Below are 12,199 nucleotides of genomic sequence, written 5' to 3'. Positions count from 1 at the left end.
TTTTTTTAGCCTTAATATACCGTTCGGTATAGATGTTGAGTCTTAAATACATTAAAATTATAAGGAGGAATTAATTATGAAAAGTTGGCCTTGTGAATCTGTTTTTTATCATATCTATCCTTTGGGTTTTTGTGGTGCTCCTAAGGAGAATGATTTTTCAGCACCTGTTAATCATACCTTGGATAGAATCTATGATTGGGTAGAGCACCTTAAAACTATAGGTGTGAATGCGATGTACTTAGGTCCTGTATTTGAATCGACTAGCCATGGCTATGATACCAAGGACTACTATCAGGTTGACCGCAGGTTAGGTTATAATCAAAGCTTGGCTAAACTAGTATCCCATTTGAAGGATAATGAGATTAGAGTAATTTTAGATGGGGTCTTTAATCATGTTGGCAGAGATTTTTGGGCATTTCAAGATGTATTGGAGCAAGGAGAGAGTTCAACATATTGTGATTGGTTTGCTGGCTTGAACTTTGAATATCAAAGCCCTTATGGTGATGATTTTACCTATGAAGCTTGGGAAGGGCATTATAATCTGGTTAAATTAAACCTTAAGAATCCTGAAGTAAAGGAGCATCTCTTTAATGCAGTCAAAGAATGGATCAAGCAATTTGATATTTCTGGTCTAAGACTAGATGCTGCTGATTGCTTAGAGCCTGAATTTATTGTTGAGTTAGGTGAGTTTTGTAGAGATTTAAAGCCTGATTTCTGGATATTAGGTGAGGTAATCCATGGTGATTATAGAAAATGGGCTGGGGCTGCTATGATGGATTCTGTAACCAACTATGAAGCTTATAAAGGTCTATATTCAAGTCATAATGATAAGAATTATTTTGAGATTGCTTATTCTTTGAAGAGGCAATTTGGAGAAGGGGGTATATATAAGCATCTACCCTTATATAGCTTTGTAGATAATCATGATGTGAATAGAATAGCAAGCACCCTTGATAATCCTGCTCACTTGTATCCTTTACACTTGCTCTTATTTGCAATGCCTGGTATACCATCAATTTATTATGGTAGTGAATGGGGGATAGAGGGTAAGAAACTTAATGGTGATGATACTCCACTTCGTCCTGAATTAAATATTAATGAGGTAGCCAAGAAGAGTGCAAATAAAGACTTAGGAAAAGTAATTACTGCTTTAGCAGAGATTAGAAAGAATTCTAAAGCCTTATGCCATGGAAATTATCAGCAAATCTTTGTTGACCATCAACAATTTGCTTTCTTAAGAGAGTATGAAGATGAACAGGTATTAACAGTAGTAAACTCTTCGGACAAGCCTGTTGATATTGAGTTAGAACTTGATGTAGAAGGAGAATATTTATTAAGAGATTTATTAAATGATGGTGATAGCTTTATTATTCAAGACGGGAAGGTAATGATAAAAGAGATTCCAGCTGCTTGGGGAAGAGTTATGAGATTAGAAAAAGTTTAATAGTAATTATAAGATTAGACATCTAATATTAGATGTCTAATCTTATTTAACAAGTGTGTTATTAAATTTAAGTGCTTAATTATCTATATTTTAAACTTCTCTATTAAATCACTTAATTCTATAGACATATTAGCTAACTCTTGAGCTGAGTAGGCTATTTCTTCAGACATGTTCTTAATCTCATTAGTAGATTCAGTAATTTGACTACTATTTTGAGCCAATTCATGGGTAGCTTTAGCTGTTTCTTCAATTTGAATAGAGGTTTCTTCACTGGCAGAGCTTATCTCTACAAAGACATCTCCTGTTTTAGCCACAACATCCTCTCCGTGTTTTGTTATATCTGCTACTTCATTAATTACTTTTATTCCTAAAGTAGTCTTATTTTTAGTTTCAGAAATTAAGTTAATTATTTTTTCTGTAGCTTTATTTGTTTCTTTAGCCAATTCTCTTATTTCATCTGCAACCACTGCAAATCCTTTCCCTGCTTCTCCAGCTCTAGCGGCTTCAATGGCAGCGTTTAAAGCTAATAAATTAGTTTGATCTGCAATGTTAGTAATCATTTCTACAATTTGTTCAATTTCCTGGGATGTACTGTTTAAACTAGTGACAACATTTACTGCTTTATTAACAGTTTGACTAATGTTGCTCATAGTTGTTAGTGTATTCTGAATATTAATTGTACCCAGTTCTGTTTTTGAATTTGATTTTTGAGCAAAGCTAGCTACTCTTTCTGCACTTGCAGATATTTGTTCTATGGTAGCAGTGATATTTTCTATTAATTCATTAGTACTCTCGATAGATGTAGTACCTTCTTCAGCAGAAGCTGATAACTCTTGACTTGAACTAGCCATCTGTTCAGAGAGACTTATCAGTTTTTCTATCATATCTCTTAAATTATTAGACATTGTATCAAAGCTACTTGCTAATTTGCCTATTTCATCAGTTCTTTTAGTATATTTACTAGGGATATCTTTAGTAAAGTCTCCCTGGGAAATAAACTGGGTAAAATGACTGGTAATAGTTATTGGTTTTATAACAAGATATCTTAGCAAATAGTATAGTGTTATCATAAACAAGATTAAACTAAGAATTGAGGTTATTAATGAGAAGATAACTTTCTCCTTTATGCCTAAATCCTTTAGTGGAAAGGTTAAGATAAGTTTTAAACCAGTATTTCCAATAGATGAATAGGCAATAAAATGATCTTCACCAGCTAATTTTTTATTGAGTATCATCGTATCCTCTTTAGATAAAATCTCAGAGGCAAAGTCACTAAACTTACTTTTGTTTTTATCTTGAATATTGATACCCTGCTTACTATGATCAGGGCTAACAATAAAATTTCCTATATCATTTATTAAATAGACTTGTCCATGTTTACTGACTTTAATATTTTTTATATAATCGATCATATCCTTTAAATTTATATCTAGAGTTGTTACTCCTATAATATCATTGTTGGAGTAAATAGGAGTAGTATATGTCATCATAGTTATTCCTGAAACTTCATCATAGTAAGGCTCAGTCCAAGTTGAGTCTTTGCTCTTAAATCCATTTTTATACCAGTCATAATTAAAATAGTCATAATCACTATTACTATAATCCCAAGTCAGTATGATATCATTACTATCCTTGTAGAGATAGGGACCAAAATATTTCTGATCTTTATTATATTGATAAGGCTCCATCCAAAAACCAGAGCCAATAACTAAATCTATATCCTTAATTAAACTTCTTATATATTCTAGATTTAGATCTGTATTATGCTCCCTATTTACGGCTATAAGAGAGGCCAATCCCTGTGCTCCTTGGTCTATTCTTAAGAAATCACTATTAACTTTTTCAACCTCTTCATTGGTTTTGGCTATTAGGTACTCTTTAGCATTGTTTGTGAGTCTAGTTAATTCTGAATTTGTAGTTAAATAAATTTGAATCGAAAATATTAGAGTTGCCGATATCAACATAGCGGTAATAATTTTTGCTGCCAGTGAATTTAATCTCATAAGTTCTCCCTCTTTCTATTTTTATATTTTTGATTTATAAATAAGACTATTTTTAGTGTTTAATCTTTAATTAAATATATGTTTATATTTTATAAAGAAGCTTAATAAATAATATGGTTATTAAGATGTATAGTTTCAAAATTCGATAAAATTAGACAAATTCCTTTTGGCAGTTTTTTATTTAACGTAAATTTTAATATTATAACTTTAAGTAGATAAAAATAATTAATTATTCTAATCCTTATTTTTGGATTTAAAGAATATTTTACAAAACATATCACTATAATGCCTTCTATAGAATACTATAGATAGAGTAAGTATCTTTAATAATAGAAAGGAGGTAAATTATGCGTTATAGAGTCAAATCTGGTGATACCCTTTATGAGATTGCCCAACGTTTTGGAACTACAGTACAGACTTTGATAGATTTAAATGATATTCAAGATCCTGATATGATAGAGGTTGGTCAAATAATAATAGTACCAGATAGAGATATTGACAGGGATATAGATAGAGATTTCGATGAAGATTTTGATAGAGATGTGGAGAGAAGGGTAGAGGTAAGGACTAAGAATTTTGATTATACTGTTATTAATGGATTATTAATTGTAATGTTCACCAATAAGGATAGCTATGCTCCAGGTGAGAATATTAAAGTTACCTTAGTAAAGACTAACATCACTAATTCACCTGTTAAATTAAGTTATAAGTCAGGACAAAGAATTGAGTTGGTAGCTTATGATAGTGGAAGGAGAATCTGGACTTGGTCAGCTAATAGAAGCTTTGTCCAGTCTACCAAAGTAATAACTCTAGAACCTGGTCAATCTCTAGTTTATAAGGAGATTTGGAGTCCAGGAGCAGAGATTGACGAAGGAGTTTATCGAATTCAAGGTTGGAATGTCGCTAAAGAGATCAGTGATTATAGGTTAGATGTATTTGTTAGAATTGAAGAGTAGTGATGAGGGGACAGAAGTTTATTCTGTCCCTATTTTAATTTTACAGCAGTTCCATAAACTAAAATCTCTGATGCTCCTGCCATCACTTGAGAAGTGGTAAATCTGACATTGATAATAGCGTCAGCTCCTAAGTTTTCAGCCTCTTTTTTCATTCTCTCCAAAGCTTCATCGCGTGCTTCATCAATCATCTTGGTATAGCCCTTGACCTCACCGCCCACCAAATTTCTTAACCCTGCCCCAATATCACTGCCGATATGCCTTGCTTTAATGGTACTTCCCTTGACCAATCCAATAATATTCTCTATCTCCTGTCCAGTAATATAATCGGTATTGACAATAATAATGTTAATCATCTCCTCTAAATATTAGTTAGATTTATTTTAGTATGACTCTAAATATATCTGTTAATCCAAGTTAAGCTCCTTCTGAGTTATAAATAATTCTCCGTGTATGAACATAACAGATGATTCTATCTAAGTTAGATAATTAGCATATTCTTAATGAGACTCTAATTATTGAGATTTTGCTCTAAGTCAAGTCCCCTCCGAGTTATAAATAACTCTCCGTGATGACCAGCCTGCTGAACATATCAGGCTAGTCTATCCTCCAATGGTATGAGATTTCTTCCTACTTCTTGTCTGATAGAAATGGAACCTTTAGTAGATGTGGTAAAGAGAGCTAGTACATATAATATAATTAAGAGATGATTTCAAGGGGGAGTTAAATTGGCTATTATTAAGCTAGAAAATCTAAGTAAGACCTACTCTAGTCAAGTTGAAGAGGTTCAGGCTTTAAAGAATATAAACTTAACTATTGATAAAGGTGATTTTATTGTAGTAAATGGACCTTCAGGTAGCGGTAAATCTACTCTGCTTAATTTGTTAGCTGGTATTGATGAAGCTAGCTTAGGAGATATTCAGATTAATAATATTTCTTTAAGTTCATTAAGTGATAGAGAACGGACAGAGCTTAGGAGGAATAAGATTGGGTTAGTATTTCAATACTTTGAGTTGATTCCAGTTCTGACAGCATGGGAAAATGTAGAGTATCCCCTGCTCTTACAGAAGGTTAGTAAGTCGGAAAGAAGAAGAAAGGTTGATAGAATTCTAGAACAGGTTGGTCTATCTAAAATGGCTCAGCGTTTACCTAGTCAATTATCTGGTGGGCAGAAGCAGAGGGTCGCTATTGCCCGAGCTTTAGTTACTGATCCAGAAATAGTCTTAGCAGATGAGCCAACAGGAAATCTCGATACTAAAACTGGAGAGAAGATAATTGAGCTAATGTTAAATTTAAATAGAGAATATAATGTTGCTTTTGTGATTGTAACCCATGACTTATTTGTCAATAAATATGCTCAAAAGCTGATTGAGATTCAAGATGGTATCTTGAAGATAAAGGAGGTTAACGAATATGCTTAAAATAGCCTGGCGTAATATCTTAAGAAATAAGCGACGCTCCTTATTGAGTTTAGTATTGATTCTTATCAGTGTAGCAGTATTATTCCTACTGAGGGGGTATTTTTCAGCAACCTATGATGGTTTAGAATTGATGGCAATTAATCAATATAGCCATTTGCAGATTGCTAAAGAAGGCTTTTGGAATGAGGGAAGTGAGGAAAGAAAGATCTTAAGTAGTGAAGATATCAATAAGATTACAAAGATACTTGATGCTAAAGAAGAGGTTATAGACTATACAAATACACTAGAGATAGCAGGGATTTTAGGAACTGAAGATAGGAGTACCATCGTTTCGGGAATGGGAATAGAGACAGATAATGGACAGAATCTTGAAATCAAAAGTGGAACTAAATTATTTGCTGGAGATGAGACGAGAGTAATAGTAGGTGAAGGGGTAAGAAAGAAGCTTCATCTTAAAGTTGATGAATGGGTCTCTATTATGGCTACTACCATTGATGGAGCCTATAATGCAGGCAGTTTACAGTTAAGTGGTTCTTTCTCTGTGGGAAATGATGATGCTGATAGCCATTATATCATGATGCCCCTTAGCTTTGCTCAGACTATGCTCAATACTGATGGAGTAGATAATTTTAAAGTAATGCTAAGTGATACTGAATTGACTGATAGTACTATTCAAGAGTTGAAAAGGGAGTTTAAAAGAGAAGGTTTAGCGGTGGAAGTTAGGAGTTGGCGTGATTTGGCTAACTTTTATCATCAGGTTAAAGGATTGTATGATACAGCCTTCTTCTTCTTATCAATTTTAGTCTTTATTTTAATCTTTATGAGCATCTTAGAGATTATGTCGATGTCCTTTTTTGAAAGAATGGGTGAAATCGGAACAATTAGAGCAATTGGCACGAGAAGAAGTCAAGTTTTTGTCCAATTAATTGAGGAGGCTTTAATTTTGGGAATTATAGGTGGTATTGTGGGGGTTGCTTTGGGTTGGGGAGCAGGTGTAATTATTAATAATTTAAATATAACCTATACTCCACCTAGTAGTGGTGCGGTTCCTCTCTATATTAAATTAGCTTTAAATAATGGAATAACACCTTTTTTCATAATAATTTTGGCAACTACTTTATCGGCATTATATCCTGCCTTAAAAGCATCACGACTTAAGGTAGTTGAGATGCTGAGACATGTTTGATAAAAAGCAATTAAGAATAAAAAATTAAAAACGAGGTGTTCTTATGAAAATTGCTATATTGAATGGAAGTCCTAAGGGGCAGACAAGTGTTACTATGCAATATGTGAAATATTTAGAGGAGAACTTTAGTGATCATCAATTTAAGTACTTCAATGTATCTAATCAAATAGTAAAGCTTGAAGACTCAAAAGAAGAGTTCGATACTTTAATGCAATCAATACTTGAATGTGATTTGGTATTCTGGGCTTTTCCTCTTTATGTGTACCTAGTTCATTCAGAGTATAAGAGATTTATCGAGCTGATCTTTGAATCCGATTATGTTAAAGACTTTAAAGGGAAATACTCTGCATCATTGAGTACCTCAGTTAACTTTTTTGACCATACCGCTCATAATTATATTCAGGCGATATCTGAAGATTTGGAGATGAACTTTATTAGCTCTTTCTCAGCTAAGATGTATGACTTGTTAGCAGAAGAGAATAGAGAGAAACTAAACTATTTCTTTAAGGAGATAGTGAATACAGCCTCTAATAATAGAAGAACTAGCAAGAGATTTTCAAGAATAGATAAGAAAGTTCTAGAATATAACCCAACTCTACCTACCGATCAGCCAAAAATTGCTAATAGAACAGAGAATATACTGATAATCTGTGATTATTATGACTCTGACACTAACCTTGGTAGAATGGTAGATAGATTCAAATCTTTCTTTACTCAAAGCCCTGAACTGATCGATCTTTCAAAAGAAGATATTAAAGGGGGATGCCTTGGTTGTTTAAAATGTGCTTACGATAATAGCTGTGCTTATGACAATCAGGATGCTATTAGAGGGATATATGAAGGTAAGATTCAACAAGCAGATATTATTGTATTTGCAGTTACTATTAAAGATAGATACCTTAGTGCCTTATTTAAAAGGTTTATAGATAGGCGGTTCTTTAAGACCCATCAACCTCATCTTGTTGGAAAGCAGGTTGCCTATCTCATCTCAGGGGTAATCAGTCAAAATAATAATATAGATGAAATAATTAGAACATCTACTGAGTTTGATCAAGCCAATTTGGTAGATATTATAGCTGATGAATATAATGATATGGCAGTAATTGATGAATTACTATATAGTGCGGCAAAAAGGCTTGTAGAACTTTCAAGGGAGAATTTCATAGCACCTATGACCTGTAGAGGTGTTAGTGCATATAAGATCTTTAGAGATGAGATCTGGGGAGATCTTCGTTTTCCTTTTAGAGCAGATCATATTTATTATAAAAAGAATAAATTATATGATTTCCCCCAAAAAAATTGGAAGCAAAGGTTTATAAATTTATTTGCTAATTTTTTTTACAAGGTACCTTTTATTAGAAGAGAGATTCAAAAGAATATGAGAAAGCATATGATTAGAGGTTTTGAAAGACTATGATTAGCAATCAAAAACAATTGAAGTCGAGGTGTATTCAATGAAATCTATAAATAAAAGGTTAATCTTACTTTTATTTTTAATTACCTTAATCTTCAGTGCTAATGTTATTTATGCCAAAGAACCTAAGGATATAATTAAATTAGCCCTAGAAAAACAGAATCTATATCAAGATTCATATCTGCTTGAGATGGAATGTATAGTAAGTGAGGGTGATAAGAGAGATAGCTCTAGCTTGAAGGTTTATATCTATAATGGTGGAGAACGGCAGATGGTAACCTTTACTGCTCCTGAAAGATTAACTGATAATAAATTTTTAGCTATTGGTACTAATACTTGGATGTATAAGAAAGGCTTACATCGTCCTATTAGAGTGTCAGGAAGTCAGAAGTTATTTGGTGATGCTGGAATCGGAGAGACCGTAGGAATAGATTATTATAGAGATTATCAGATTAAGGAGTTTAAGCAATCAGAGAAAGATTATATCTTTGAGCTAATTGCTAAGGATAGCAAGACTGCTTATCAACAGGTTAAATTAACTATCAGTAAGGACAACTACCATATCAAGCAGGTTATTTTAAAGGCTATCACTGGAACTTTATTAAAGGAATTGACCTATAGCAATTATAGAAAGATAGGAGAGCACGAGCTTGCTGATATAGCAATTAAAAATCTCTTGCAAAATCAAGATAGGGTTACAGAATTAAGATATATCGATATAGAGAATAAGAAACTATCTGCTAAGGCCTTTCAACCATTAATGATGGGCAAATTTAATCTACTTATCAGAGATTAGAGGAGGGTTAAGGTGCTTAATAAAAGGTTCTTATTGATCTTATTATTTATATTTATCTTCAATCTATCAGTTATAGATAATGTTAGAGCAATTGAAATAGATAGTAAATTAACTACTGAATTTAATTACTCCCATATTGATGATAATAGTTTGCCTAAAGCAGTTATCGAGGATTTAGAGAGTGATATAGAGAGTACCTTGGAACTTAGCCTTTCTGGGATATATAAGCTTTATCAATATAATATTATCTTAGAGGGGGAAACTGAGGATAGCTCTTTGGATATAGAAGAGGCTACTATCAGTGGAATGATTGCTAATGGTATCTTAGAGGTTGGTAAAAGGGATTGGACTTGGGGCAAAGGCTTTGATTATTCTCCAACCTATCCTCTAAATAGTGATGAAAATTACATAGGCAGTGAGCTAAGTTGGATGGTTGATTATTCTACCTTTAAAGTAGGTGCTAGTCTAGATAGTGATGATAAGAGATTCTACTCTAGTTGGATAAAGTTCAATTCATTATTAGAAAGTAGTGATTATACTCTTATTCTCTCTTATCAACAGGATGATAGTGAATTAGAAGATTTATATCAACCTTTAAAGAAAGCAAATACTGTAAGGAAAGAAGATGGGATTAATTTAGGAATGAACTATTCTAAAGATTTTCTCAATGGTTTGACGATGCGGGGAGAGTATAATTTACGTTATTGGAGAAGTGAAAGAGAGGAGTCTAGCTATTATCTCTTAGGGGGAGAGTATATCACTGAGGGAAGTAAGGTAATTACTTTAGAGTACTATCGAAAAGAGGATGACTATTTGATTTGTGTAATAGGAAATCAAGGTGATTCTTTTGCTGATTGGTCATGGGAGCTAGAAGAAGTGTATAATCTCAGTGACTTTGGTCAGCGTAGGAGCTTTGAGTTAGCTTATACTGCTAAAGATAAATTAACCCCCTCAGTTGAAGTTATTAACTTTTTAGGACCTAAAGATAGTCAGTTTCAAGAGAACCCTAAAGATTGGACTGTTAAATTTAAAGTTACTATTGATTTTTTATAAGTTTGATTTAATTATTTTCTTATATAATGAGCTGTACTGATTGAATTTCAATATAGATAATTTAAAGGAAGTCCAGAGAAGAATTCTTCTCTCGACTTCCTTTAAATTATGGCTTTAATAATAGTTCCTTCTCCTATGGTTGATTCAATAGCTAAGCTACCATTAATATATTTAATTCGTTCTTTCATCCCTTCTAAGCCAAAGCTCTTGTCTTTATCTACTTCTTGGAGGTTAAATCCCCTGCCATTGTCTTGAATAGATAATTGGATCTTATCTTCTTTAATCTCTAAAGAGATTTCGATTTTATCTGCTTGAGCGTGCTTAACAATATTATTTAATGATTCTTGCAATACTCTATATAAGGTCAACTGTACTTTATTATTGATAAAGTTTGTATCTCCAATAACTGAAAATAAGATAGTTAGGTTGTATCTTCTTTTAAATAAAGAGATCAAATTCTCTATTGCTTCTAAGAATTCTCTTTCAGTCAAATCTAAAGGCTTTAGTCCATAAATCATCAATCTCATCTCTGTTTGTACTTCTTGTACCATCTCTTGTAAGTGCTTAATCATCTCCTGTGATTTCTCTGGATTATGCTCTAATAGATAGTTTAGGGTATTGAGATTGAGATTGATACCAAATAGATTTTGTGAGACGGAATCATGGAGTTCACGAGCAATACGATTGCGCTCTTCAATGATAGCTAATTCTTTATTATCTTGTTCTAGTTTTATTCGTTCCTCTTTTTCGCCAAGGGTCATAAAAAAGAGACTGATCATCATTGAGGCTAGTCCAGTGGCTAAAGAAGCATATAATAATGTTACTTTAGAAAAACTACCAATATAAGCAAAGGGTAAAGCGATAATATAAAAGACTATAAATGAGATAATATATGATATTATTAATTGAAGAATCAGGTTATTATTTTCACCTAAAAATAATAATCGATGTATTAAATTATTAGCTAAGGAGATAAAAAAGCCTACAATAATCCCAAAAATTATAAATCCTATTACAAGATAGGGGGTTATCATGGGACCATTAATTACTAGCATAAAGGTCAAAGATATACCAATTCCAATCAAGCTTGATTTTTTAGCTGTTTTTAACATTGTGACAAAATTACCTTTGCACATATTATCACCTCCTGATTAAATTTTCTTCAATCGCCTTTATAGCAGCTTGAGTTCTATCTTTGACATTTAGTTTTCTTAATATATTACTCACATGAGTTTTAACAGTCTTGTCAGAGATGAATAATGCTTTACCGATTGCTTTATTTGATTTCCCCTTGCTTAAGTGTAATAGCACATCCTTCTCTCTAGAGGTAAGGGGTTCTATTAGTGCTTTCTTTTTAGTGACTCTTTTCATTAATTTTTTTGCGATTCGGGGATGGAGTACAGGTTCTCCCTCTTTAGCAGCAAAAATTGCTTCTATCAGCTTTTGAGGTGGTGAATCCTTCATCAGATAACTCAAGGCTCCAGCATCGATTGCAGCTATAACCTCATCATCCTCACAGAAGCTAGAGAGTACTATTATCTGTATACAGGGAATAGTACTTAGGATTTCTTGGGTTAGTTTAACTCCTGTCATATCAGGAAGGTGTAAATCAACAATGGCTATCTCAGGGTTCTTCCTTTTGATATCTGTTAAAGCATCCTTCCCAGTGCTTGCTTCTCCAACTATATCTATCTCTTCATGGGTACTTAAAAAAGCCTTTAATCCTTGTAGTACAAAAGGATGATCATCGACTAAATAGACTTTAATCATTATACATTCTCCTTTGTAGTTGTTTTAATATTTATCTTCTCATTAATTTAAGGAAGTCCTTGTATCTATACTAGATATTATATGTTATTTTATTAATACTTTGAAGATAATAAGGTTGTAATTTAACTAGTACGAATGGAGTAGATTTAGACAGTTTAA

11 protein-coding genes are annotated in these 12,199 nt (G+C 32.7%); 7 read left to right on the top strand and 4 right to left on the bottom strand.

Annotation, left to right across the window (positions count from 1 at the left end; all coding sequences use genetic code 11):
• The first annotated feature begins 76 nt into the window (after nucleotides 1-76).
• Nucleotides 77-1,444, top strand: coding sequence for an alpha-amylase family glycosyl hydrolase (locus BX659_RS04960; protein WP_097016717.1), 1,368 nt, complete (start codon nucleotides 77-79; stop codon nucleotides 1,442-1,444).
• Nucleotides 1,445-1,527: 83 nt separating this feature from the next.
• Here the strand turns inward: BX659_RS04960 and BX659_RS04955 are convergent, their stop codons facing one another.
• Nucleotides 1,528-3,447 (bottom strand): methyl-accepting chemotaxis protein, encoded by a 1,920-nt coding sequence (locus tag BX659_RS04955; RefSeq protein ID WP_097016716.1) that lies wholly within the window; start codon nucleotides 3,445-3,447, stop codon nucleotides 1,528-1,530.
• Between the two features lie 347 nt (nucleotides 3,448-3,794).
• Here BX659_RS04955 and BX659_RS04950 point away from each other — a divergent pair, with 347 nt between their 5' ends.
• On the top strand, nucleotides 3,795-4,403 hold the full coding sequence (locus tag BX659_RS04950; protein WP_097016715.1) for a BsuPI-related putative proteinase inhibitor: 609 nt from the start codon (nucleotides 3,795-3,797) through the stop codon (nucleotides 4,401-4,403).
• A gap of 29 nt (nucleotides 4,404-4,432) precedes the next feature.
• Here BX659_RS04950 and BX659_RS04945 read toward each other — a convergent pair whose 3' ends face one another.
• Nucleotides 4,433-4,756 carry a YbjQ family protein gene (locus BX659_RS04945; RefSeq protein ID WP_097016714.1) on the bottom strand — a complete coding sequence of 108 codons (324 nt, stop codon included), beginning with the start codon at nucleotides 4,754-4,756 and terminating at the stop codon, nucleotides 4,433-4,435.
• A gap of 372 nt (nucleotides 4,757-5,128) precedes the next feature.
• Between BX659_RS04945 and BX659_RS04940 the strand changes: the two genes are divergently transcribed.
• Genes BX659_RS04940 through BX659_RS04920 form a run of 5 tightly spaced genes read left to right on the top strand, consistent with a single transcriptional unit; the run spans nucleotide 5,129 to nucleotide 10,270 of the window.
• The gene (locus tag BX659_RS04940; protein WP_097016713.1) at nucleotides 5,129-5,821 is read left to right on the top strand and encodes an ABC transporter ATP-binding protein; all 693 of its coding nucleotides are present in this window, start codon (nucleotides 5,129-5,131) and stop codon (nucleotides 5,819-5,821) included.
• Complete coding sequence (locus BX659_RS04935) at nucleotides 5,814-7,007, top strand: ABC transporter permease (protein ID WP_097016712.1); 1,194 nt, start codon at nucleotides 5,814-5,816, stop codon at nucleotides 7,005-7,007. Before BX659_RS04940 ends, BX659_RS04935 begins: the two co-directional genes overlap by 8 nt.
• 43 nt (nucleotides 7,008-7,050) lie before the next feature.
• Nucleotides 7,051-8,424 carry an NAD(P)H-dependent oxidoreductase gene (locus BX659_RS04930; RefSeq protein WP_097016711.1) on the top strand — a complete coding sequence of 458 codons (1,374 nt, stop codon included), beginning with the start codon at nucleotides 7,051-7,053 and terminating at the stop codon, nucleotides 8,422-8,424.
• A gap of 37 nt (nucleotides 8,425-8,461) precedes the next feature.
• Complete coding sequence (locus BX659_RS04925) at nucleotides 8,462-9,217, top strand: outer membrane lipoprotein-sorting protein (RefSeq protein ID WP_097016710.1); 756 nt, start codon at nucleotides 8,462-8,464, stop codon at nucleotides 9,215-9,217.
• Between the two features lie 12 nt (nucleotides 9,218-9,229).
• Nucleotides 9,230-10,270, top strand: coding sequence for a hypothetical protein (locus BX659_RS04920; RefSeq protein WP_097016709.1), 1,041 nt, complete (start codon nucleotides 9,230-9,232; stop codon nucleotides 10,268-10,270).
• A gap of 101 nt (nucleotides 10,271-10,371) precedes the next feature.
• On the opposite strand, the gene BX659_RS04915 is transcribed toward BX659_RS04920, so the two are convergent.
• Entirely contained in the window at nucleotides 10,372-11,406 is a 1,035-nt protein-coding gene (locus BX659_RS04915; RefSeq protein ID WP_106231687.1) for a sensor histidine kinase, read from the bottom strand.
• Nucleotides 11,407-11,410: 4 nt separating this feature from the next.
• Nucleotides 11,411-12,040 carry a response regulator gene (locus tag BX659_RS04910; RefSeq protein ID WP_097016707.1) on the bottom strand — a complete coding sequence of 210 codons (630 nt, stop codon included), beginning with the start codon at nucleotides 12,038-12,040 and terminating at the stop codon, nucleotides 11,411-11,413.
• Between the last annotated feature and the right edge of the window lie 159 nt (nucleotides 12,041-12,199).

Origin of the sequence: Orenia metallireducens (genome assembly GCF_003001995.1) — a bacterium.
Lineage (GTDB): Bacteria > Bacillota > Halanaerobiia > Halobacteroidales > Halobacteroidaceae > Orenia > Orenia metallireducens_B.
Note: the sequence above shows the minus strand (reverse complement) of the source record. Positions and strands in the feature narration are given on the sequence as shown.

Bases quoted from the DNA above. Each gene is read 5' to 3' on its own strand.
- BX659_RS04935 (WP_097016712.1), top strand. From the start codon at position 5,814: ATGCTTAAAATAGCCTGGCGTAATATCTTAAGAAATAAGCGACGCTCC.
- BX659_RS04950 (WP_097016715.1), top strand. From the start codon at position 3,795: ATGCGTTATAGAGTCAAATCTGGTGATACCCTTTATGAGATTGCCCAA.
- BX659_RS04915 (WP_106231687.1), bottom strand. From the start codon at position 11,406: ATGTGCAAAGGTAATTTTGTCACAATGTTAAAAACAGCTAAAAAATCA.
- BX659_RS04925 (WP_097016710.1), top strand. From the start codon at position 8,462: ATGAAATCTATAAATAAAAGGTTAATCTTACTTTTATTTTTAATTACC.
- BX659_RS04910 (WP_097016707.1), bottom strand. From the start codon at position 12,040: ATGATTAAAGTCTATTTAGTCGATGATCATCCTTTTGTACTACAAGGA.
- BX659_RS04955 (WP_097016716.1), bottom strand. From the start codon at position 3,447: ATGAGATTAAATTCACTGGCAGCAAAAATTATTACCGCTATGTTGATA.
- BX659_RS04945 (WP_097016714.1), bottom strand. From the start codon at position 4,756: ATGATTAACATTATTATTGTCAATACCGATTATATTACTGGACAGGAG.
- BX659_RS04960 (WP_097016717.1), top strand. From the start codon at position 77: ATGAAAAGTTGGCCTTGTGAATCTGTTTTTTATCATATCTATCCTTTG.
- BX659_RS04930 (WP_097016711.1), top strand. From the start codon at position 7,051: ATGAAAATTGCTATATTGAATGGAAGTCCTAAGGGGCAGACAAGTGTT.